Annotated in this window: 22 protein-coding genes and 1 tRNA gene; 14 read left to right on the top strand and 9 right to left on the bottom strand. The window is 68.8% G+C overall.

Going from position 1 to position 22631, the window contains the following annotated elements:
* Positions 1-133 precede the first annotated feature (133 nt).
* A complete protein-coding gene (locus GGQ87_RS10825; RefSeq protein ID WP_168047692.1) occupies positions 134-1762 on the top strand; it encodes a response regulator in 1629 nt (542 codons plus the stop codon).
* Here GGQ87_RS10825 and GGQ87_RS10820 read toward each other — a convergent pair.
* Positions 1759-2793 carry a ligase-associated DNA damage response exonuclease gene (locus tag GGQ87_RS10820; RefSeq protein WP_168047690.1) on the bottom strand — a complete coding sequence of 345 codons (1035 nt, stop codon included), beginning with the start codon at positions 2791-2793 and terminating at the stop codon, positions 1759-1761. The two genes, GGQ87_RS10825 and GGQ87_RS10820, sit on opposite strands and share 4 nt — an antisense overlap.
* A gap of 84 nt (positions 2794-2877) precedes the next feature.
* Between GGQ87_RS10820 and GGQ87_RS10815 the strand changes: the two genes are divergently transcribed.
* From GGQ87_RS10815 to GGQ87_RS10785, 7 genes are all read left to right on the top strand, one after another.
* Positions 2878-3324 carry a PaaI family thioesterase gene (locus GGQ87_RS10815; RefSeq protein ID WP_168047688.1) on the top strand — a complete coding sequence of 149 codons (447 nt, stop codon included), beginning with the start codon at positions 2878-2880 and terminating at the stop codon, positions 3322-3324.
* Positions 3321-3719 (top strand): PaaI family thioesterase, encoded by a 399-nt coding sequence (locus GGQ87_RS10810; protein ID WP_168047686.1) that lies wholly within the window; start codon positions 3321-3323, stop codon positions 3717-3719. The genes GGQ87_RS10815 and GGQ87_RS10810 overlap by 4 nt, the downstream gene beginning before the upstream one ends.
* A gap of 64 nt (positions 3720-3783) precedes the next feature.
* Complete coding sequence (locus tag GGQ87_RS10805; protein ID WP_168047684.1) at positions 3784-4173, top strand: hypothetical protein; 390 nt, start codon at positions 3784-3786, stop codon at positions 4171-4173.
* Positions 4174-4207: 34 nt separating this feature from the next.
* Positions 4208-4549: a hypothetical protein gene (locus GGQ87_RS10800; RefSeq protein WP_168047682.1), complete on the top strand. Its 342-nt coding sequence runs from the start codon at positions 4208-4210 to the stop codon at positions 4547-4549.
* Positions 4550-4637: 88 nt separating this feature from the next.
* Entirely contained in the window at positions 4638-5072 is a 435-nt protein-coding gene (locus GGQ87_RS10795; protein ID WP_168047680.1) for a hypothetical protein, read from the top strand.
* A gap of 35 nt (positions 5073-5107) precedes the next feature.
* Entirely contained in the window at positions 5108-5551 is a 444-nt protein-coding gene (locus GGQ87_RS10790; RefSeq protein WP_168047677.1) for a hypothetical protein, read from the top strand.
* A 63-nt stretch (positions 5552-5614) separates the two neighbouring features.
* Positions 5615-6247 carry a S24 family peptidase gene (locus GGQ87_RS10785; RefSeq protein WP_168047675.1) on the top strand — a complete coding sequence of 211 codons (633 nt, stop codon included), beginning with the start codon at positions 5615-5617 and terminating at the stop codon, positions 6245-6247.
* Positions 6248-6323: 76 nt separating this feature from the next.
* Here the strand turns inward: GGQ87_RS10785 and GGQ87_RS10780 are convergent, their stop codons facing one another.
* The 3 genes from GGQ87_RS10780 to GGQ87_RS10770 form a co-directional block, all read right to left on the bottom strand.
* A complete protein-coding gene (locus GGQ87_RS10780) occupies positions 6324-6800 on the bottom strand; it encodes an SH3 domain-containing protein (RefSeq protein ID WP_168047673.1) in 477 nt (158 codons plus the stop codon).
* 123 nt (positions 6801-6923) lie between these two features.
* The gene (locus tag GGQ87_RS10775; RefSeq protein WP_168047671.1) at positions 6924-8597 is read right to left on the bottom strand and encodes a lysine--tRNA ligase; all 1674 of its coding nucleotides are present in this window, start codon (positions 8595-8597) and stop codon (positions 6924-6926) included.
* Between the two features lie 45 nt (positions 8598-8642).
* Complete coding sequence (locus GGQ87_RS10770; protein ID WP_168047669.1) at positions 8643-9113, bottom strand: hypothetical protein; 471 nt, start codon at positions 9111-9113, stop codon at positions 8643-8645.
* An 82-nt stretch (positions 9114-9195) separates the two neighbouring features.
* On the opposite strand from GGQ87_RS10770, the gene queA reads away from it, so the two are divergent.
* Positions 9196-10287 (top strand): tRNA preQ1(34) S-adenosylmethionine ribosyltransferase-isomerase QueA, encoded by a 1092-nt coding sequence (queA, locus tag GGQ87_RS10765; RefSeq protein WP_209282541.1) that lies wholly within the window; start codon positions 9196-9198, stop codon positions 10285-10287.
* Positions 10284-11399: a tRNA guanosine(34) transglycosylase Tgt gene (tgt, locus tag GGQ87_RS10760; protein WP_168047665.1), complete on the top strand. Its 1116-nt coding sequence runs from the start codon at positions 10284-10286 to the stop codon at positions 11397-11399. The genes queA and tgt overlap by 4 nt, the downstream gene beginning before the upstream one ends.
* Here the strand turns inward: tgt and GGQ87_RS10755 are convergent.
* The 3 genes from GGQ87_RS10755 to GGQ87_RS10745 form a co-directional block, all read right to left on the bottom strand.
* Complete coding sequence (locus GGQ87_RS10755; protein ID WP_168047663.1) at positions 11396-11932, bottom strand: hypothetical protein; 537 nt, start codon at positions 11930-11932, stop codon at positions 11396-11398. The genes tgt and GGQ87_RS10755 overlap by 4 nt on opposite strands.
* A gap of 226 nt (positions 11933-12158) precedes the next feature.
* A complete protein-coding gene (locus GGQ87_RS10750; RefSeq protein WP_168047661.1) occupies positions 12159-12500 on the bottom strand; it encodes a hypothetical protein in 342 nt (113 codons plus the stop codon).
* 65 nt (positions 12501-12565) lie between these two features.
* Positions 12566-12642, bottom strand: a tRNA-Lys gene (locus tag GGQ87_RS10745).
* A gap of 109 nt (positions 12643-12751) precedes the next feature.
* On the opposite strand from GGQ87_RS10745, the gene GGQ87_RS10740 reads away from it, so the two are divergent.
* Positions 12752-13834, top strand: coding sequence for a CaiB/BaiF CoA transferase family protein (locus GGQ87_RS10740; RefSeq protein WP_168047659.1), 1083 nt, complete (start codon positions 12752-12754; stop codon positions 13832-13834).
* 6 nt (positions 13835-13840) lie between these two features.
* Here GGQ87_RS10740 and GGQ87_RS10735 read toward each other — a convergent pair whose 3' ends face one another.
* On the bottom strand, positions 13841-15577 hold the full coding sequence (locus GGQ87_RS10735; RefSeq protein WP_168047657.1) for an ATP-binding protein: 1737 nt from the start codon (positions 15575-15577) through the stop codon (positions 13841-13843).
* A gap of 137 nt (positions 15578-15714) precedes the next feature.
* On the opposite strand from GGQ87_RS10735, the gene GGQ87_RS10730 reads away from it, so the two are divergent.
* From GGQ87_RS10730 to GGQ87_RS10720, 3 genes are all read left to right on the top strand, one after another.
* A complete protein-coding gene (locus GGQ87_RS10730; protein WP_168047655.1) occupies positions 15715-15966 on the top strand; it encodes a hypothetical protein in 252 nt (83 codons plus the stop codon).
* Between the two features lie 101 nt (positions 15967-16067).
* On the top strand, positions 16068-17858 hold the full coding sequence (locus GGQ87_RS10725; protein ID WP_168047653.1) for an autotransporter assembly complex protein TamA: 1791 nt from the start codon (positions 16068-16070) through the stop codon (positions 17856-17858).
* Positions 17855-22078 carry a translocation/assembly module TamB domain-containing protein gene (locus GGQ87_RS10720; protein WP_168047652.1) on the top strand — a complete coding sequence of 1408 codons (4224 nt, stop codon included), beginning with the start codon at positions 17855-17857 and terminating at the stop codon, positions 22076-22078. Before GGQ87_RS10725 ends, GGQ87_RS10720 begins: the two co-directional genes overlap by 4 nt.
* On the opposite strand, the gene GGQ87_RS10715 is transcribed toward GGQ87_RS10720, so the two are convergent.
* A complete protein-coding gene (locus tag GGQ87_RS10715) occupies positions 22079-22579 on the bottom strand; it encodes a hypothetical protein (RefSeq protein ID WP_168047651.1) in 501 nt (166 codons plus the stop codon).
* Positions 22580-22631 lie beyond the last annotated feature (52 nt).

Here is a 22631-nt window from a genome sequence, read left to right as displayed (position 1 = left end):
CGGAGGCGGGGCGCGCCTTCTACACCAGCGCGGGAGCCTGCGCAAAAAGGGCGCGAAAGCGGCGCCTCGCCCTTAACGCTTCCGCAAACGGTTCCCGCCAATGTGCGAGGGTCGCAGTGGAGTAGCGGTGCGTATGCCGACCATTGAAGTTCTCACCGAGCGCGCCGAGGCGGTCACGCCCCAGACGCTGGGAAGCGAGGTGTTTGCCCGCTTCGAGAGAGAACCTGACACCTTGGTCATCGCCGTCGTGGACGGCCGCCGCCCCGTCGGCCTGATCGAGCGCAACACCTTCCTGCTGAAGATCGCCGGCCCGTTCGGCCACGCCCTGTATGCCCAACGCCCGGTGACCCTGCTCATGGATCCGGAGCCCGCGGTCGTCGAAGCGGGCGTGGCCATCGACACCTTCTGCGACGCTCTGCGCAAGAGCGGACCATCCGCCCTGATGCGCGGCTTCATCGTCACCCGCAGCGGCCTCTACCATGGCGTCGGCACCGCGGTGTCCCTGTTGCAGGCCGTCAACGACAGCCAGCGCCGCCAGAACGCCGAGTTGGCCGCCCAGGCGCGGGAGCTCAGCGACACCCGCACACAAGCGCTGATGTCGGCCCGGGCCAAGAGCCAGTTCCTCGCCATCATGAGCCACGAGCTGCGCACGCCGATGAACGGTGTGCTGGCGGTGGCCGAGCTGCTGCGCCGCCAGCCCCTGAACGCCCAGGCGCACGCTCACGTCACCACGATCGTGGAATCCTCCGAGACCCTGCTCCGCATCCTGCAAGATGCACTCGACCTGTCGCGAGCCGAGGCGGGCGAACTGGAACTGAACGCAGAGCCGACCGCCCTGCGCAGCCTGATGGACGACATCCAAGCCATGTGGGCGCCGCGGGCCTCTCAGGACAACGTAGCCCTGATGATCGGCTACGAGGGCGACACCGAGCTGGCCGCGGTCATCGACGGCGTGCGGCTGAAACAGGTGTTCAACAACCTGATCGGCAACGCCCTGAAATTCGCCCGGAACGGCGTCGTCGAGGCCAGTCTGAAGGCTGTCGCCGCCGGCGACCGCATCATGCTCGAAGCCCGCATCCGCGACGACGGTCCGGGCGTGGACGGCGATCGGGTCGACCAGATCTTCGAGCCGTTCGTTCACGGCTCCGGCCAAGACGGCGCGGGCCTTGGCCTGTCGATCTGCCGCCAGATTATCGACCGCATGGGCGGCCGCATCTGGGCCGAGAACAACCCGGGCCGTGGCGCCACCTTCGCCTTCGATCTGGATGTCGAACGCACCAGCGTCGAGGCCGCGCCGGCGTCGAACGTTCAATCCCTGTCGAACCACGAAATGACGGCGACGCCGCACGTTTTGATCGTGGATGACAACGCCACCAACCGCGTCGTGGCGCAGGCCCTCTGCGAGATGTTCGGCTGCACCTCCGAAACCGCCGAGGATGGCGTGGAAGCGCTGGCGGCCGTGCAGGAGCGCCAGTTCGATCTTGTGCTGATGGACATCAAGATGCCCCGCATGGACGGCGTCCAGGCCACGCAGGCCATCCGCGCCCTGACGGGCCCCGTCAGCGCCATCCCGATCGTCGCCCTGACCGCCAACGCCGATCCCGAAGACGCGAAGAAGTACCTCGCCTCCGGCATGGCTGCGGTGGTCGAGAAGCCGATCAAGCCCGAACGTCTGCGCATGGCCATGAACGCCGCGCTGGACCAGATCGCCGCCACGACCGCGGCGCCGGCCAAGGTCCGCGGCTCGCGCTCCGCCGCCTAGGCGGCCTCGCCGGGTTCCGCAGCCTCCTCGTCCTCGTCATCATAGCCGACAAGCCGCAGCGCCCGCGCCTTCTGACCGTTTAGCTCGCACCAGCGCAACAGCCCTTCCTCGCGGCCGTGGGTGATCCAGACCTCTTCCGGGCGAAGCTCGGTGAAGGTGGTGATCAGTTCGGGCCAGTCGGCGTGATCCGACAGCACCAACGGCAATTCCACGCCCCTCTGCCGCGCTCGGGCGCGCACACCCATCCAGCCTGATGCGAAAGCGAGAACCGGATCGGCGAAGCGCCGGGCCCAGCGGTCCTGGGTGGCGGACGGAGGCGCGATCACCACCTCCCCGCCAAGCGCATTCGGCTTCAGGCCCGTGGCGGGCGACAGCGGACCGAGATCGACTCCCTCCCGCTCGTAGAGTCGGTTCAGCCGCTCGAGCGCTCCGTGAACATAGATCGGCCGCTCCCAGCCAGCCTCGCGCAGGAGACGGATCACCCGCTGCGCCTTGCCCAGCGCATAGGCGCCCACCAGATGCGCCCGCTCCGGGAACTGGCGCAGGGAGTGGACGAGACGGCCGATCTCCTCCGCATCCGGCGGGTGGGTGAACACCGGCAATCCGAACGTCGCCTCCGAAATGAAGACATCGCAGGGCACGGGCTCGAACCGGGAGCAGGTCGGGTCGCGCCGCCGCTTGTAGTCTCCCGAGACGACCATGGTGACGCCCTTCCACCGGATCGCCGCCTGGGCCGAGCCGAGCACATGCCCCGCCGGGACCAGGGTCACCTCGACGCCGTTGTGCGAGGCCGTCTCGCCATAGGCCACGGGCTGCTGTCGGACTGCGAAGTCCTCGCCATAGCGCTCGGCCATGATCGCGAGGGTCTGGGGTGTGGCCAGCACGGCGCCGTGGCCGGACCGGGCGTGATCCGAGTGGCCGTGGGTGATCACCGCCCGGTCGACCGGCTGCACCGGGTCGACGTAGAAGTCGCCCGGCGGGCAGTACAGGCCGGCCAGCGTCGGCCTGAGCAGGTCCTCGAAACGGATCATGAGTCGGATATGGGCCCTCGCAGCGGAAGGTGGAACGCGCGAGACGCGCTTGCGTCCATGGCCGCGGCGGAGCGATAGCAGGGCATGACGTCATCGACCCTCGTTTCGCTGCTGCCTCAGCTGGCCTCCGGCGCGGCGCACACCCACGCGCTGGGCTTCGCCTATGAGGGGCTGGAGGGAGATCGGGTGCGCATTCGCGTCCCGTGGCGCGAGGATCTGGTCGGCGATCCCGACACCGGCGTGCTCGCTGGCGGGCTGGTCACCGCCCTGCTCGATCACGTCGGCGGACTGGCGGTCTGGATCGCCCTGGATCAGTTCGAACCCATCGCCACCCTCGACCTGCGCGTCGACTATATGCGCGCCGCCGAGCCGCGCCGGGCGCTGATCGCCGAGGCCCGCTGCTACCGCCTGACCCACTCCATCGCTTTCGTGCGGGCGTGGGCGTTCGAGGACGGGCCGGATAACCCGGTGGCGGCGGCGCAGGCCACCTATGTGCTCAGCAGCCGCGACAAGCGGGAGGCGTCCAAATGAGCGACCTGCTGGATCGCCTCCCCTATGCCCGCTTCCTCGGACTGACGTCGCAGCAGGATGCCGAGGTCCTCACCGTGAGCATGCCGTTCGCCGACCGGCTGATCGGCAATCCGATGCTGCCGGCCCTGCACGGCGGCGCCACGGCCGCCCTGCTGGAACTCACAGCCGTGGCGCAGGTCGCCCTGTCCTATCCACGCATTCGCCTGCCCCGCCCGATCAACGTCACTGTGGCCTACCTCCGCACTGGCAGGCCCGTGGACGTCCACGCCCGCGCCCGCATCAGCAAGGCGGGGCGGCGTGTCGCCCATGTGCTGGCCGAGGCGTGGCAGGACGACGAGACGCAGCCCGTCGCCTCACTCACGGCGCACTTCTTGGTGTCGGGTTACGATCTCTAGTTGTAGAACGTTGTTATCGGAGTTTTCGTCCGATAGCTGGTGAGTCCTCAACCGGAGGAACACCATGTCCAGACAAGTCATCGGCGAGGCGCTGGCCGTCCGTCTCTACGCCGCCGAGTCGGCTATCGATCGCGCCATGAGCGAAGCGGCCGCGCTGACTGCGGCCCTGCCCGCCGCTCGAGCCGACGCCTATCTGTCTGCGGTTACGGGCCAGCGCGCCTTCATTGGCGCAGCCGCCGCGATCGGAGCCTTGGCGGAAGCCCGCGGGCATCTTGTGCAGACCCACAACACACTCGCCGCCTTGGCCCGCAGCCTCGGGCTGGAAACGCTCGCGGTCGGGCCTGTCGACAAGCCCGGAGATACCCCGCCCATCGGCGGCGGAGTGTGTCCGGAAGGCGACACAGTTCACTCCATGGTGAACAAATCCCTACCGGAATCCGGGGAGCTATGTTAAGGCCTCGTTTACCTGTTCAGTTTGGAGGCTTCTCATGGATAAGGCTCAAGTCATCGCCAGCGTCGCCGGCGATCTGTACGCGACGGAGCAATCCGTTGATGAGGCCATCGCTCGCGCCACGACGCTGGTGCAGTCGATGATCGGCTCGCGCACCGCGCTCAACGTCTCGCCCGTGATGGGCGCCGACGCGCAGGCCAAGGCCATGGAAGCGATCGCCGCCCTCGGCGCCGCGCGTTCGGCCGTCGTGGCGTGCCACGAGGAACTCGCCAAGGACCACCGCCGCATGGGCTGGGGCACCTACGCCGAATTCGGTCAGGACAAGGGTCAGGGCGACCGTCCGAAGACCACCGGCGAGCACCGTCTCCGCGCGGTTTAATTCGAGGTAATGTCGGCGGCCGGTCATTCCCGCGCCGCCCGACTTCAGGCATTGTCGCCCCCATGCTTAGCCGCGTGGGGGCGATTCTGTGCTTGAGACGATCTACTCTCAGATCTTTGCAGCGGTCGCGGTCCTCGTCGTGGCCTTCGCCTTCTTCAAAGGGGACGAGCCGGAACGGATCACAGCGGGTTCCTATGCCCTGATCATCCTCGCCACACTGATGATCCGCGACGGCGGCAGCCTGAGCGTGCCCCGTTGGGGCGTGATGGCCCTGGACATACTTCTGCTGGTCGTCCTGGTGGGTCTGGTCTGGCACAGCCGCCGGGCCTGGCTGGTTTGGGCCTCAGCGTTCCAGGGCCTCATAGTCGCCGGCCATCTGCTCGTTGCGGCCAATCTACGGCCGCCCTCGGACGCCTTCGCCACCGTGAACAATCTGGCCAACTATGGTTTGCTGGTCGCCATGGCCGTCGGGACCTTCTGGGCGTGGCAGGAGCGCCGAGCGGCGACCATGGGCGCCGGATAGCGCTCAAGCCGCGAAAGCCAAGAGGGGGCCAACCTGTGTTCGACACCCTCTATTCCCAGGTCGCCGCGGCCATAGGCGTGATCATCGTCGCCTTCGCCCTGCTCAGGGGCGACGAGACTGAACGGATCGGCGGCAGCGTCTATGCGATCGGCTCTCTCGCCTCGCTGCTGATCCAGAACGACACGGCGCTGTACGGGCCCCAGTGGGGTCTGATGATCGTCGACGCAGGGCTGCTCGCCGCCTATGCGGCCCTTGCATGGAAGAGCCGGCGTTCGTGGCCGGTCTGGGCCGCCGCGCTGCAGTCGCTGATCGTCATGACCCATGTGCTGACGCTCGTGGACCTTCGGCCGCCGATCATGGCCTTCTACGCCGTCATCAACCTGTCCAACTACGGCGTCCTTCTGGCGCTCGCGCTCGGCGTCGCTCACGCCTGGCGAGCAGAGCGGGCGGCGGCCCGCGCCCCCTCCGTCATCCGCTAGGTAGAAATTCCTAGGCCGCTGCTGTAGGGTGGGACGAATCAGTCATTCGGGCCCGCGGACACGATGCCCCTCTCCCACAATCAGCTCTGGAAGGCGATCGACGGCCTCGCACGGCGCGAAGGCATCAGCGCATCGGCCCTGGCCAGGCGCGCCGGGCTGGACGCCACCAGCTTCAATCCATCGAAGCGGTTCGGACCGGGCGATCCCCCGCGGCCGCGTTGGCCCTCGACCGAGAGCCTGACGCGGATTCTGCACGCCACCGGCCTCTCACTGGCGGAATTCGCCAGCCTGGCGAAGGACGCGCCGGAGCGGCCCGTTACGGTGCCGATGCTGGGCATGGCGCAGGCGGGACAGGACGGTTTCTTCGACGATGCGGGCCTGCCGGTCGGCGACTGGGATCAGACCGAGCTTCCACGGCCGAAGGACACATTGCTGAGCCTGCGCGTCACCGGTGATTCCATGGCGCCGGTCTATCGCGAGGGCGACCGCATCATTGTCGACCGCGAGGCCTCGGATGTGCGCAAGGGCGACCGGGTCGTCGTCCGGACGACCGGCGGCGAGACGTTGGCCAAGGAGGTGTCGGGGCTGACGGCCCGGACGGTGACGCTGTCCTCGATCAATCCGGCCTACGAAGCCCGTGTGGTGCCGCGCAAGGAGATCGTCTGGATGGGCCGCATTCTCTGGGTCAGCCAGTAGACCGATCCGCCGGCGGCGATGGCGCAAAAGAAAAGGCCGCCCCTTTCGGAGCGGCCTCGTCGTTGAGTGTGTCGTCCTAGTACGAGCTGACGTAGTGGGCGTTGACCCAGCCGCCGCCGGCGATCTGGACCCACTCGCCTTGCGAGGCCACGACCGAGAAGGGCTGGCCGGCCGACAGGCTGCCGACCTGACGGTAGCTGGTGCCGGGACCCGAGCGGATGCGCAGGTTCGAGGTGGCGCGGTAACCGCCGGCGTTCGACTGCGAAGCGGACCGGGCGCGCTGCTGGTTGCAGCCGATGTAGGAACCGGCAGCGGCGCCGGCGCCCGCGCCGACCACGGCCCCGAGGGTGCGTTCGTTGCGCGAGACCTGGCTGCCGGCGAGACCGCCCACGACAGCGCCGATAAGGGCGCCGGCGCGTTGACGGCCGCCCGGAGCGTCACAGCTGGTGACGCCGTTGGACTGCGCCATGGCGGCGGTCGGGAGGGCAGCGGGGGCCAGCGAGGCCAGAATGGCGGCCGAGGCCAGAGCGACGGTGATCTTGTTCTTCGACATGGCTCATCTCCTGTCATCGAGTTGGTCGATGGCAGTCACAATGCATGGCTCAACATGAAGGCTCCCGGAGGCGAGCCGTTATGTTCAGTTCATGTACGTTACCGGACGAACGCCGGTCTCCCGTCACGCTTGGGCGAGTTCGCCGTTCGCGCCGCCCTCGATGAGCTGGATCGTCTGCGGCAGGCCGTAGATGGCGGCGAAGGATCCGAAGCGCGGGCCTTGGGACGCACCCAGCAGCACTTCGTAGAGCGCGCCGAACCAGCCCCGCAGCGGCTCGAACGCATGTTCCTTGCCCACCGCATAGACCTCGGCCTGGATCAGTTCGCCGTCTGTCGTGTCCCCCGGCAAGGCCTTCAGACGCCCCGCGAGATCGAGCAGCGCCGCCTTCTCCTTGTCGTCGGGCAGGCGGTAGGCCTTCGTCGGTTTGACGAAATCTTCGTAGTAATTCAGCGCCCGGTCCATCAACTGATCGAGCAGCGGCTCGTTCTCGGGCGTAGCCTCGGGCAGGTATTTGGCGAAATAGGCCCAGAGCTGCGCCTTGGACGAGGCGTTGGCCACGCCGACGAGATTAAGCAGCAGGGCAAATGACACCGGCGAAGTGTGCTCCGGCGGCGATCCGGCGTGGATCGACCAGACGGCGTTGTCGATCCGCTTGGCCGGCTCCTGGGTCTTGTAGCTCTCGATGAACGCCAGGTAGTCGTCGATGGCGCGCGGAATGACGTTGAAGTGCAGCGACTTGGCCGACTTCGGAGACTGGAACATGTACCAGCTCAGGCTCTCCGGCGTGCCGTAGCGCAGCCACTCGTCCATGGTCAGGCCATTGCCCTTGGACTTGGAGATCTTCTTTCCCTCGATGTCGAGGAAGAGTTCGAAATTGAACCCCTCCGGCGGCACCCCCCCCAGCGCGCGACAGATCTTGCCGCTCTCGCGCACGCTCTCGATCAGGTCCTTGCCCGACATCTCGTAGTCGACGTCCAGCGCCGTCCAGCGCATGGCCCAGTCGGGCTTCCATTGCAGCTTCACATGGCCGCCGGTGACTGGAATCTCCGTGCGGCCGCCGGCCGGGTCGTCAAAGACGATGGTCCCCTTTTCCACGTTCCGCTCCAGCGTCGGAACCTGCAGCACATGGCCGGTGACCGGGCTGACCGGCAGGAAGGGCGAATAGGTGGCGCGGCGCTCCTCGCCCAGCGTCGGCAGCATGATGGCCTGAACGGCGTCGAACCGCTCCAGCATCCGCAGCAGCACCTCGTCGAACCGGCCCGAGCGGTAGCATTCGGTCGAGGAGAAGAACTCGTATTCGAAGCCGAAGCCGTCGAGGAAGGCGCGCAGGCGGGCGTTGTTGTGGGCGCCGAAGCTGTCGTGGGTGCCGAACGGATCGCGGACCACCGTCAGCGGCTTGTGCAGGTCCTCGCGCAGCATCTCCGGGTTCGGGATGCCTTCGGGGACCTTGCGCAGGCCGTCCATGTCGTCGCTGAAGGCGATCAGGCGCGTCGGCCAGTGGTCGCCGGTCAGGGCGCGGAAGGCGTTGCGCACCATGGTCGTGCGCGCAACCTCGCCGAAGGTGCCCATGTGCGGCAGGCCGGACGGGCCATAGCCGGTTTCGAGGATCACCGGCCGCTGCAGCGCCTCGAACGTCGCCAGCGCCTCATCCGCCTTGCCGGCATCGATCAGCAGCTTGGCCGCGACCAATTCTACATCCGACAGCCGCTTCTTCAGCACATGGGCGAGAAGATTTCGGGCCTGTTCGAACGGCCACGACTTGGCGTCGCGCGCGAGGGTTTCGATGTTCTGCAGCATGAGCGCGGTTTGCAGCTTCCCGCGCCGCCGGTCAACGCGCCGCGCTCACCCGCGCCGGTTCAGGGCCCAGGCCACGACGGCCATTCCTGCGCTTACGACCAAGGCATCCTCTATCAGGCCGCTCTTCGTCTGCCCGACCCGGCGCATGGCCTGCTTGCGACCGGCCAATGTGGCATAGGCCAGCGGCACGGCGGTCGCGGCCGCCAGCGCCGCGCCCGCCCTCTCGCGGCCCCTTGGGGCAAGAGCGGAGCCTGCAATGCCTGCGCTCATGATGCGGGCCAGCAGACCGAGGAAGACGGTGCGGTCGGGCGCCGACTTCATCTTGTCCCCGAACAGCTCGCCCACCCCCATCGCGAGCGCCCCCGCGGTGACGAGCGGATGGCCGAGCCGGCGCAGCCGCCCCGGAGTTTGGCGGCCGGCCAGATGCGCACCCGCCAGCGCCGCCATGGGCGTCATGGACCGGGCGCTGGCGACGGCGCCGATGAGGGCGGAGGGCAGCAGGTCGGAACGGCTCATCGGCCTTCAACTCACCGGCCGGCCGGAAGTTCAGGCGGGCCGACTTGACCACCCTGCCCGACCGTGCGCTTTGCGCCGCCTCATGAAGACCGCGGATTTCGACTTCGACCTGCCGGAAGACCGGATCGCGCTGCGTCCCGCGGAGCCGCGGGATTCCGCGCGGCTGCTGGTCGTGCGGGACGGCAGTCTTGAGGACCGGATCATCCGCGACCTGCCGGACTTCCTTCAGCCCGGCGACGCCCTGGTCTTCAACGACACCCGGGTGATCCCCGCCCGGCTGTCCGGCGTGCGCGAGCGGACCGGAGCGGAGGGCGAGACCCTCACTGTCGAGGTCGAGGCGACGCTGCATCACCGCGACGCCCCGGACGTCTGGTCGGCGTTCATGAAGCCCGGCAAGCGCATCAAGGCCGGCGACCGCATCCGCTTCGGCGCGGGGAGCGACGGCGCCTGTCTGCTGGGCCGCCTCGACGCGACGGTGGAGGCCAAGGGCGAGGACGGCTTGGTCACCCTGCGTTTCGACCTGTCGGGACCGATGCTCGACGAGGCGATCCGGGACGTCGGCGTCATGCCCCTGCCGCCCTATATCGCCGCCAAACGGGCCGAGGACGACCGCGACCGGTCGGACTATCAGACCGTCTTCGCGGAGCATGACGGCTCCGTCGCGGCCCCGACGGCCGGCCTGCATTTCACCCCGGCCCTGCTGGAGGCTCTGCGCGCACGCGGCGTTTCGACCCACGCCGTGACACTGCACGTCGGCGCCGGCACCTTCCTTCCGGTCAAGGCCGACGACACAGCCGACCATCGAATGCACAGCGAATGGGGCGAGGTGTCCGCCGACACCGCCGCCGCTCTCAACGCCGCGCGGGCGGCAGGCGGGCGCATCATCTGCGTGGGCACCACCTCGCTGCGCCTGCTGGAGAGCGCCACGACGGAAGCCGGCGAGGTCCGGCGGTTCCACGGCGATACCGCCATCTTCATCACGCCCGGCTACCGCTTTCGAGCCGCCGACGTGCTGATGACCAATTTCCACCTGCCGAAGTCAACGCTGTTCATGCTGGTCAGCGCCTTCGCCGGACTGGAAACGATGAAGGCGGCCTATGCCCATGCGGTGGCGGACGGTTACCGCTTCTATTCCTACGGGGACGGCAGCCTGCTATTCCGCGCGGCCCCATGACCTTCCCCTTCGACATCTCCGCCACCGACGGCCGCGCCCGCACCGGGGTGCTGAAGACGCCTCGTGGCGACATCCGCACGCCCGCCTTCATGCCCGTCGGCACCGCCGCCACGGTCAAGGCGCTTACGGTCGATCAGGTGAAGCAGACCGGCGCCGATATCCTGCTGGGCAACACCTACCATTTGATGCTGCGGCCCGGCCCGGAGCGGATGGAGCGGCTGGGCGGCCTCCACAAATTCATGGGCTGGGACAAGCCGATCCTGACCGACAGCGGCGGCTTTCAGGTCATGTCGCTGGCTGGCATTTCAAAGGTCAAGGAGGAGGCCGTCACCTTCTCCAGCCATATCGACGGTTCGAAGCACGTCCTGTCGCCCGAGCGTTCCATTGAGATCCAGGCCGACCGGATCGGCGCAGACATCTCGATGCAGCTGGACGAGTGCGTAGCATGGCCGGCGGAGGAGCCCCGCGCCCGCTCCGGCATGGAGCTGTCGGCGCGCTGGGCCAAGCGGTCGAAGGACGCCTTCGGGACGCGGGACACACAGGCGCTGTTCGGCATCCAGCAGGGCTCGACGTTCGAGAACCTGCGTCGGGAATCGTCTGACCGGCTGCAGGAGATCGGCTTCGACGGCTACGCGATCGGTGGCCTTGCGGTCGGCGAGGGCCATCAGGCGATGTGCGAGGTGCTCGACTACGCCCCTCAGATGCTGCCCGCAGACCGGCCCCGCTATCTGATGGGCGTGGGCAAGCCGGTCGATCTCGTCGAAGCGGTGTGGCGAGGAGTCGACATGTTCGACTGCGTCCTGCCCACCCGCGCTGGCCGACATGGTCAGGCCTGGACCTGGGACGGCCCGATTAATCTCAAGAACGCCCGCTTCGCCGAGGATCAGGACCCGCTGGCGCCTGAAGTGCCCTGCCCCGCCTCCACCGACTACTCCAGGGCCTATCTGCACCACCTGATCCGGGCGGACGAGATCCTCGGCAAGATCCTGTTGAGCTGGCACAACATCGCCTTCTTCCAGGCCCTCACGGCGGCAATGCGCACGGCGATCGCGGAGGGTCGGTTCGAGGCTTTCCGGCGTGACTTCCACGCCCGGCACGTGTCGAACGGCTAGCGGCGGCTGCCGCCCCGCGGCCGGAACCAGGCGGGCGCGGCCGGCGGGGCGCAGTTCCGGTTCATGCCTATGCCCTTGAGAAACGCCCGTCGCATCCGGCCGGCCTGAATTGCGGCCTGCACATGCCGGCTGTGCTGCTCGGCGCCGGTAAGTCTGCGAATCCAGCTGCGGCCGGGAATGAAGTCCGTCGTGGCGTCACGGATGGCGTCCAGCGCGGCCTTCGAAGCGGCGTCGCCGGCGCGCTCCCCCAGCGTCGAGCCATCCGGCGCCGGCGGCTCGTCCGTATCCGGCCCCAGCGCCTCGTTCAGTCGGGCGACCTCCGCTCCGATCGTGGTGCACTGATTCAGATTGCGCAGGTCGTAGGGGTTGGCCTCGGCCTGCAACAGGACCGTCGGGATCTGCTGGCGGCGCAGGTTCAGGTCATCGAGCGGTGCGGTAGCAGCCGCGCCCACGCCGGCGCCGAAGTCGCTCATGGCTCCGCCGCAGCCGGACAGCATGAGGGTGGCGACCAAGAGGGGACCGAACGCGCGCATGCGCCCTTGAACCATGCCAGATGCCGCATCGGAAGTGCTCACAATGCCGAGATTGTGCAGTCGGCCTTGGCTAGCCTGTCCGGACATCGGGACGCCGCCAGACCATGATCGAGATGCTCAAGACCTGGCTGCGGCGCGCGCGCTGTGACCACACCTTCAGGTACAGCCGTTCGCGGCCGGGCACACTGGTCTGCAAGAAGTGCCGCGCCCGCCGCCCCAAGCCAAACTAGCTGCCGTCAGCCGAGCCCGTCTGCACACGGTTCCTGTTCGCCTCGCGCGTGCGGGGACCCTGCCCCGTATCGGCATCGCTGTTTCGCGGCCGGTTGCGGTTGGTGCTTCCCAGCTGCACGTCGTCCGCGCCCAGCGCATCGCCCTCGTCCATGAAGTCCGCCACCTCGCCCGCCGCCGGAGGCGCCAGGGTGGAATCGGCGACGTCGGGGGCGGCATAGCTGTTCGGCTCGGGACGCCGGTTCTCGCCGCCCGCCTGCATCTGGTCGCCCGGTCCGACCGGATCGGTGGCGGCGTTCTGGGCCGTGGCCTTGGAGGATTCGACGTTCTGGTGCGGCATGGCGGAACTCCTTCGCTGTCTCCCGACAACGGGGCCTGCCTGTCGTCAGTTCCTGCAAAAGGAGGTGGTACGTCCTCTCGGGCTCGAACCGAGGACCCTCTGATTAAAAGTCAGATGCTCTAACCAACTGAGCTAAGGACGCACACCGACGCGGCCCGCGCTTGCGCACCGCGACGCGCCTTCTGTTGCAAAGCGGGGCCGGGGTCAAGCGTCGCCTCGACGCTTGCGGCGGTCACGGCTAGGAAAAGGCCATGAAACCTCTGGCCGGCCTGCGCATCCTCGAGTTCGACGGTCTTGGGCCGGTGACATTCGCGGGGATGGTGCTGGCCGATCTGGGGGCCGAGGTGCTGCGCCTGACGCGCAGCGCCGCGGCCGGCGCGCCGGTGTTCACCGAGGTCGGCGGAGCGGTGCTGCACCGGGGCCGCGCCGCGGTCGAAGTCGATCTGAAGAACCCGGCCGATCTTGTCCGGGTCCATGGCCTGGTCGCGGGGGCCGACGCCCTGATCGAGGGCTTCAGGCCGGGCGTCATGGAGCGACTGGGGCTGGGCCCGGACGTCTGCGCCGATCTCAATCCCCGCCTCGTGTTCGGGCGTATCACCGGCTGGGGACAGTCCGGACCGATGGCGCGGCAGGTCGGCCACGATCTCAACTACATCGCCCTGTCGGGTGCCCTGTCCATGATGGGTGAGCCGGACCGCCCCCCGCGCCCGCCGCTCAATATCCTTGGCGACTACGGCGGCGGCGCCATGCTGCTGGTCACGGGCGTGCTGGCGGCCCTGCTGGACGCAAAGTCGACGGGTCGAGGCCGGGTCGTGGACGCGGCCATGACGGACGGATCGGCCCTGCTGACCAGCCTGTTCCACGCGCTGTCCGCACGGGGCCTGTGGAGCGAGACACGGGGCGGCAATCTGCTGGACGGCGGCGCGCCCTTCTACCGCTGCTATGCCTGCGCCGATGGCCGGTTCGTGGCGGTGGGCGCGCTGGAGCCTCAGTTCTACGCCGCCCTGCTGGAGGGGCTGCGCATAGCCGCCGCCGACGCGCCGCAGTTCGACCTCGCTGGCTGGCGGGGCCTTCACGCCCGTTTCGCCGCCGTATTCGCCACGCGAGACCGGGACGACTGGGCGGCGCATTTCGAAGGCACGGACGCCTGCGTCACGCCGGTGCTGACGATGGCCGAGGCGGCGCGGCATCCGCACAACGTCGCGCGAAGGACCTTCGTCGACCGAGGCGTGCTCCAGCCCGCGCCGGCGCCGCGCTTCGATGGTGAGGCGGTTACACCGGAACAGCAGCCGGCGACGCTCTCTCTCGAGGAAGCCGCGGCCCGCTGGGGCTGAGGCCAGTCAGGCGACCGCGCTCTCCGCCATTTCGCGGCGTTCGGCGACGCAGGCTTCGGCCAGGGTGCGGGCCAGCATGACCGGATCGATAGGCTTGGTCAGGAAGGCGTGCACCCCCGCCGCATCCCACGCCGCGCGGTGCGTATCCAGGGCGTTGGCGGTCAGGGCCACGACCGGCGTGCCACTGTTCAGGCCACCCTCCCGCAGGCGCCTCGTGGCCTCGAGCCCGTCCATCACCGGCATCTGCATGTCCATGAGGATGGCGTCGAACCGCTCGCCGGCGGCGGCCGCCAACGCCTCGGCCCCGTTCTCGACCAGCGTCAGCCGGCAGCCGTGCGGCTCCAGCAGCAGGGTCAGGATGCGCCGGTTCACTTCGTGATCGTCGGCGGCGAGAATCGACCGGCCGCTCAGCGAGCCCGCGGTTTCGGTCAGTCTTTCCGGACGCACGGCGGCAGCCTCGACGGCCTCCATCGGCAGGGACAGGGTAAAGGTCGACCCCTCGCCCTCGCGGCTGGCGACCGACAGCTCGCCCCCCATGATCTCGGCCAGCTTCCGGCTGATCGACAGCCCCAGCCCGGTGCCGCCGTGACGGCGGGTGGTGCCGACGTCCGCCTGCTCAAAGCTGTTGAACACCTGCGCGATGCGGTCCGCGGGAATGCCGCAACCGGTGTCGGAAACGGCAACGGACAGCCGCGCGCCGTCCCAACTGACCGCCACGACGATCTCGCCGTGGGAGGTGAATTTCACGGCGTTGGAGAGAAGGTTGAACAGTATCTGCTGGAAGCGAAGCGGGTCGGTCCGGACCGTCTCAGGCACACCCTGCGAAACGCGCAGCACGAGGCGCACGCCGTTGGCCAAGGCGCGCGGTTCCCACAGGCGGTTCAGCATCGCAAGACGCTCGCGCACCACCATCTCGGCGCTCTCGAGCTCCATCTTGCCGGCCTCGATCTTCGAGAAATCGAGCACGTCGTTCAGCAGGCCCATCAGCACGTCGCCGGCGTCGATCAGCATGGAGACATGCTCGCGCTGCTCGGTGTCGAGGCGGGTGCGCCTCAGCAGGTTGGCGGCCGAGATCACCGCATTCATCGGCGTTCGGATCTCGTGGCTGACGACGGCGAGGAAGTCGGACTTGGCGGCGCTGGCGACCTCCGCCTTCTGGCGGGCGTACTGCTCGGCGTCGCGAGCGGACTGGAGCGCCGAGGTCGTGGACGAACTCTGCCGCACCGCCACCACCAGGTGACTCATATAGAGGACGCAGCCGATGGCGATCAGCAGCTCGTGCCAATTGCCGGTGGCGACCGCGCCGATGATCGGCAGACCGAGAAAATATGTAGCGTGGGATGCAACTGCAGAGATCAGGATCGGGCGCACGTGATGCATGTGCAGGCTGACGTGCAGCAGACCGCCCGCGCACTGCACCATGGCGAAGATCCGGCCTACGTCGCCGCCCCTGAACCACATGTAGGCTGTGATCCCGGCGTAGACGACCACGCCGAGCACGGTGGTCAGGCACGACAGCGCCACATAGAGGCGATCCGGCTCCCACTCCGGGTTGCGGCGGAAGCGGGCGAAGACCACCCAGTCCACCGCCTGGGTGATCAGAACGGCGGCGAACCACACCGCGGGCCACACCGTCGGGGTCACGAGCCAGGCCGTGGCTCCGATAAAGGCGGCGAGCGCGATGCGTGTCGTGAGTTCACGGAATCGCACCTGCGAAACCATGGCGTAGGCGGTCGCCGTCATTGAAGGCCCTCCAGTTCTCCACCTTCGCGCGAATTGGAAAAGGATTGGTTGCCGCACTTGGTGACCACGGGCCTGATTCTGGCTATGGAACAGGCGATGCCGTTGCGCGTTGGAACGCCGATCCGGGGAGCTCTGAGATGAAACGCCTTTTCGCCCTTGTCGCCATGGCTGGCGCGGTTGCGCTGACCGCCTGCGACGACCCGCGCCCCGCAGAGCCCGAAGTGCAGGATATGCCGATGGAAGAGCCCGTCGCCCCGTCCGCGGAAACCGTTCAGGCGCCCGTCGCGGCTCCGAGCGCGACCGATGCGCCCCCCACTGACAGCCTCCCCCCCGAGAAGCGCACCTCGGAACAATCGGTGCAGCCCGACAGCGAAACCCTGTTCTACTGACATGACCAGCAGGGCGGCGCCCCATTTGCGCCGCCGGCGGATGCGACCCCGCCCGCCGCCCGCCAATCACAGGGCGCCCGCCCGCTGACGAAGGTTCGAGTTTGACGTCGAGGCCCGCCCTGTTTCTTTCGAGCGTGGCCGGTCTCACGCTCGTGGCTTCGGCGGCCGCCGCGGATCCGCGCGCCCAGGTGCGGGGCGAGATGGACGCCGAACTCAGGGCCCAGATCGAACGCGCCATCGGCGAGGTCGACGCACCGCCTTCCAACCGCTTCGAAGCCAGGCGGCGCGCCCGTGGGGCCTTGGAGGCCGCCGAGGCCCTGCTGCGCTCGGAAGGCTACTATCAGCCGGTCCTCGAGGATGTCGTCGAGGGCGAGGAAACGCCAGTCGCGATCGTCGATGTGACGCCGGGGCCGCGCTTCCTTCTGACCGAACCGATCGTCAACTGGGTCGAGCCGCCCCCCGCGCCGGACCTGCAGGAAGAGGTCCGCAGCGACATCGGCCTCAAGGCCGGCGATCCGGGCCGGGCGGTCGAGGTCATCGCGGCGGAAGGGCGGCTGGTCGCCGGCCTGACCCGCCGCGGTCACGCGGACGCCCGTGCCGATCCACGCCGGGTTGTCGTCGATCACGCCGCTCTGACGGTCGAACCGACCTACAACATCATCGCCGGGCCTCTCGTGCATCTGAATGGGGTCCGGCTGGAGACGCGCGGCCCGACGAATCCGAACTGGGTCGCGGGCCTCGCCCCGTGGTCCGAAGGCGAGGTTTACGACCCCGAAGACGTGGCGGAACTGGAACGCCGTCTGCTGGAAACCGGCGTCTATGACGGCGTGGGCGTCGCTCTTGCCCCCGCCGACCAGACCAACGCCGACGGCAACCGCCCGGTCGTCGTCACCCTCACCGACCGGCCCCGGCGCATTCTCGAGGCCGGCGCGACCTTCTCGACGGCCGAGGGGTCCGGCGTCGACCTGATCTGGACCTGGCACAATCGCTTCGGTCGCGCCGACACCCTCGTCTGGCAGGCCCGTGCCGCGGATGTCGACAGCCGGCTGGGCGTCGATCTGCGCCTGCCGCACTGGCGCAGACCCGGGCAGACGCTGAGGCTGTCGGCGGCCATCCTGAACGAAGACACCGACGCCTACCGCCGGACCGCCTTCGCCGCCGCCGCAGATCTGCAGCAGCGCATCGGCAAGACATCCTACTTCAGCTACGGGGTCGGGCTCGATGCGGGCAAATACGACGAGAACCGTTTCGACCCGGTCACCCAGCTGCCGATCAATTTCGACCGGGATCTGGTCATCCTGACGGGCCGGGGCAGCGCATATCTGGACAACTCCAACGACCCGCTGGATCCCACGACGGGGTGGCGGCTGACCGTCAACGCCCAGCCCACCGCCGTGTCGGGCGAGGACACCGTCGTCTTCCTCCGCACCGAGGCGCAGGCCACCGCCTATCTGCCGATCCAGGACAATGCGAAAACGGTGCTGGCCGGCCGCATCAGGCTGGGCTCGATCATCGGCGGCGAAGAGCTGACCATTCCCTCTGACCGGCTGTTCTATTCCGGCGGCGGCGGTTCGGTCCGGGGCTACGAATACCAGGGCGTGGCCCCTCGCCTGCCCGACAACACGCCGCGCGGCGGCCTCAGCCTGTTCGAGGTGTCGGCGGAAGTGAGGCGGGACGTCTTCCGCAACTTCCAGGGCGTGGCGTTCGTCGACGCCGGTTCGGTCGGCTTCGACGAGGCGCCGGACTTCAGCAACATGCGCTACGGCGCCGGCTTCGGCGTCCGTTACAAACTGCCGTTTGGTCCGATCCGCGCCGACATCGCCTTCCCGCTCGACAAACGCGACGGCGACGCCGATTTCCAGGTCTATGTCAGCATCGGACAGGCGTTTTGACCGACGCCCCGCCGCCTCCGGACGCGCCTGAAACGCCCGCCGTGAAGGCGCGGAAGAAGCGCACCCGTCTGCAGGCGCTGGCCTTCTTCGGCGGCTTGGGCGCGGCCCTTCTGGCTGCCTTGCTGATCGTTGGTCTGGTCGGCGGGCGGATGTACCTGCTGTCCGGACCGGGCCGCGACCTCGTCACCAGCTTCGTCGCCGGCAAAAAGCTCGGGCGGTATGGACGCATCAATGTCGAGGGCGTCCACGGGGACCTGTTCGACGACTTCACCATCGACCGGGTGACGGTCACCGACGCCGACGGGATGTGGCTGGAGGCCCGCAAGGTCCGCGTGGACTGGGACTGGTGGCCGCTGATCACCCGCCGCTTCCACGCCACCAATGTCGAGGCGCAGGTCATCCGCCTGATCCGTCGCCCGCTCGTCGAGCCGTCGACCGAGCCACCGGGCCCGCAGCCCCTGTCCATTGATATCGACCGGTTCGCCGCGGACGTCGAACTGCTCGAGGGCTTCAGCAAGGAATACGGCCGCTGGAAACTTGCAGGCGAGGCCCTCGTCCCCCGTACCGGGCTGAAGCAGGTGACCGTCAACGCCGACAGCAACAGCCGGCCGGGCGACTTCCTGCGGCTGACCGCCGCCATGGGCGACGACATCGCCGACATCCGGCTGAACCTGCGGGCGCAGGAGGCGCGCGGCGGACCCATCGCCGGGGCGCTGGGCTATTCGCCTGACGAACCCTTCCTCGCCACCGCCCTGGTGAATGGCGAGGTGATCGACGCCGTCGTGCGCACCGGCGACTTCACGCCGCTGACGATCAAGGGGCGATACGGGCCCAAACAGACGCGGATTTCCGGCTACATCGACTTTTCGGGCTCTGACCTGCTCGATCCGTTCGCGCGGCGCATCGGCCGAACCGCCCGGTTCGCCCTGGCCACGGCGCCGGACCGCAACGACGACGGGCTGCAGGGCGTCGGCTGGCGGCTGATCGCCGACAATCTGAACTCCAACGCCAGCGGCCTGATCCGCATGAGCGACCGCAGCGCGCCGCAGGGCGTGCGCATAAGCGTCTCGACGCCGTCGCTGACCCGGTTGACCGGACGACCCGCGGGCAATGGCGCCGCATGGTCGGCCCTGTTCCGTGGCGACGCCGAGGCGTGGAGCCTCGACGGATCGGTCGATGTGCGCAACGCCGAGCTTTCAAGTTACCGCGCCCAGCGCATTCGGGGCCCGGTCAACATCCGGGCGGCCAAGGGCCGGTTCGACATCGACGGCGACGTCAGCACGGCGGGCGGCTCGACGGCCGGCATGATCGGCGGCCTGCTGGGACCGCGGCCGCGAGTGCAGTTCGAAGCCGCTCGCCTCGTCGACGGCTCCCTCCTGCTTGAACGGCTGGAGGCCACCGGGCAGGCGCTGAAGGTCACCGGCACGGGCGGACGCAATCTGCTGGGGGGCCTCGGCTTCCGGGGCCGGGCGGAGGTCACGGACGCGTCGCGGCTTCGCAAGGGAGCCAAGGGCGCCTTCGGGGGAAGCATAGCCGCCTCTATGGCGCGCACCGGCGCGCCCTGGCGGGTCACCTTCGATGGACGAGGCCGGGGCCTTGCGCTGGGTATCGCGGAGTTGGACCGCCTGCTGGGTCAGACGCCGCGGCTTCAGCTCGTTGGAGCCCTAAGCGACGGCCGGGTGACGATCGACTCGGCCCGGCTGAGCGGCGCCCACGGCAATGCCGCCGCTCGTGGTTTCGTCGAGGGCGACGGCCGGCTGCGGATGGCCATGAACTGGAATGCTCGCGGACCCTTCGGCGTTGGCCCCGTCGAGATCGACGGCGCCATGACCGGCAGCGGCACCGTCGGCGGCACCCTGGCCCGGCCGAGCGCCGATCTGCGCGCCGCCTTCGGCCGGGTCAGCGCGGGCGCCCTCGTCCTGACCGACGCGACCATGGACCTGAGCTTCCGCCGCGGCGCGGATGCGTCCGATGGCCGGATCTCGGTCGTCGCCGGTTCGAACTACGGCCCGGCCCGCGGCAGCGGAAACTTCTATCTCGGCGGCGATCGCATCCGCCTGACCGACGTCGATCTCGATGCCGGGGGCGTGACGGCTCGCGGGGCCATCGCCCTGTCGAACCGCTTCCCGTCCAGCGCCGACCTGACCTTCACCGCCCGCCCGGGCGCCTTCCTCGCCTCGGGCACGGCCGACGGCCGTATCCGGCTGACCGAGGGCGCGGGATCGGAGACCGCCATTCTCGACGTGACCGGCCGCAACGTAAGGCTGGCGGGGTCGAACTGGATCATCCGCAGTCTCGACCTCAACGGCCGCGGGACGCTGGACCGCCTGCCTTTCACGCTCAAGGCCGACGTAGGCGGCTCGACCCCGGTCAGCTTCGACGGCACGGGCGTCTATTCGCGCCAGCCCGCATCCCAGACCGTGGTGCTCGAAGGATCCGGCCGCGTGCGCGACGTCGCCTTCGCCACCCGCAATCCCGCCGTGGTCGCCTTTGCCGGCGACGGGCGTGTGGTGCGGGTCGACCTCGGGGTCGGCGGCGGCGTGCTGACGGGCGAACTGCGACAGGATTCCCGCGCCGCCGTGATCGAGGCCAACCTGACCAGCGTCGAACTGGGTTCGCTCGCCCCCGATCTGCGGGGCCGGGCCACCGGCCGCCTGTCTTTGCGAGGCTCGGGCGCCGATCTCTCGGGCTCCGCCAACCTCGCGCTGGAAGATGTCCGCAGCATCGATGCGCCGAGCAATCTCGCCATCGACGGAACGCTGAACGCCGTGCTGGTCGACAGCACCCTGCGGGTGCAGGCGCGGGTCGTCGACGAGGGCGCGGTGCAGGCCAGCGCCGACGTCACCCTGCCCGTCGAGGCCTCGGCCGCCCCGCTGCGCCTCGCGGTCGTGCGGACCCGGCCCATGTCCGGCGAAATCGACATCCAGGGTCAGGTGCAGCCTGTCTGGGACCTGTTCCTCGGCGGGGAACGCTCGCTCTCCGGCCAGATTAACGCCCGCGCCACGCTCGCCGGCACGATCGCGGCCCCCCGGATCAACGGCCGACTGGACCTGCGCCAGGGCGGCTTCCGCGACAACGCCACGGGCCTGCGCCTCGCCGACGTGACCCTGGCCAGCCGCTTCGACGACACCACGGCCCTGGTCGAGAGCTTCTCGGCCACTGACGGGTCCGGAGGCACGGTCTCGGGCGATGGCCGCATCGGACTGCGCGAAGGCTCCGGCTCCAGCGTCGAACTGGCCCTCAGCCGCTTCCGGATCATCGACAACGACCTCGCCGAAGCGCGGGCCTCCGGCCCCCTCAGCGTGGTGCGCGCCGCCGACGGCAAGATCCAGCTGACCGGCCGGATCGACATCGACGAGGCGCGGATCGAGGCCAATCCTCCGGGTTCGAACGGCATCGTCCGCATGGATGTGATCGAGATCAACAAGCCGGGCGGCGACATCCCGGAGGCGCAGCAGAACCGTCCCCGAGGCCTCCAGATCGGCGTCGACATCGCCATCCGCTCGCCCGGCGGCGACGTTCGCGTGGTTGGCCGCGGCCTGAACGTCGAAATGAGCGTCAACGCCCGCGTCACAGGCACCATCAACCAGCCGACGCTCAGCGGCACGGCCCGCGTGGTGCGCGGCGATTATGACTTTGCCGGCAAGCGGTTCGTCTTCGACGATCGGGGCACGGTGACCCTCTCGACCCGCCCCGACCAGATCCGTCTGAACCTGACGGCGACGCGGGACGATCCGGCCCTGACGGCCACCATCCGGGTCACGGGCACGGCCGCGCGGCCGGAGATCGCCCTGACCTCGACACCGGCCCTGCCTCAGGACGAGATCCTGTCGCAGGTGCTGTTCGGGCGATCGGCCTCGCAGCTGTCGGCCTTTGAGGCGGCGCAGCTCGCGGCCAGCGTCGGCGCCCTGGCCGGTGGCGGCGGATTCGATGTGATCGGGAATCTGCGCGAGCTCGCCGGCCTGGATCGGCTGTCGTTCGGCGGCGAGGCGTCCAGCCTGACCGTCGCCGGCGGGCGCTACATCACGGACGATGTCTATCTGGAGATCATCGGCGGCGGCGAGAACGGCGCGGCCGTGAATGTCGAATGGCAGGTGCGCCGCAACCTGACCGTCAGCTCGAAATTCGGCGGACAAGGCGAGGCCAGCCTGTCGATCCGCTGGCGCCGCCAGTCACGGCAGCCGGGCGCCGGTCGCGAGGACCGGCGCCCGAACCGGTAATCAGTACGCCTGGGCGTCGCGGAATTTGTTCATCGCGCTGGCTCCGCGGATGCCGGCGATGTGCAGGATCAGCTCCACCACGAGAACAACGAGGCCGCCATAGACCTGCCACGGGGGGCTGGCGGCTTCGATATTCATCTGGTCAGCCATCATCATGCCCCAGACGCCCGTGCCGAGGCCGTAGACGACCAGAACGGTGAACAGGATCGGGATGACGATGTTGGGCTTGAACCACTGGACCAGGCCCAGGATCAGCTGAACCACAATCAGGAAGCCGCCGAAACCGACAGCCATGCTCGTCGCCATGCCGGCCATGCCGGCTGCACCCGGCGACGCCGCCGTGGCTTCAGCCATCGCGGCTTCCACCGCCGCAGCGCCCGGCCCCATCATCCAGACCAGACCAATGATCCCCCAGATGACGCCGATGAAAATCGCGATTGCGCTGGCGCGCGCCGCGGCCTTCGCTTCCGCCGCGTTGGTGATCGCAGCGGTTGGGTTCATTCCCCTCACCATGTCAGTCATGCCAGTTCCTCCCTTTAGTGGCCCGGGCACC

Origin of the sequence: Brevundimonas alba (genome assembly GCF_011927945.1) — a bacterium.
GTDB lineage: Bacteria > Pseudomonadota > Alphaproteobacteria > Caulobacterales > Caulobacteraceae > Brevundimonas > Brevundimonas alba.
The sequence above is the reverse complement of the archived record's forward strand: the minus strand, read 5'-3'. Positions and strand labels throughout refer to the sequence as shown.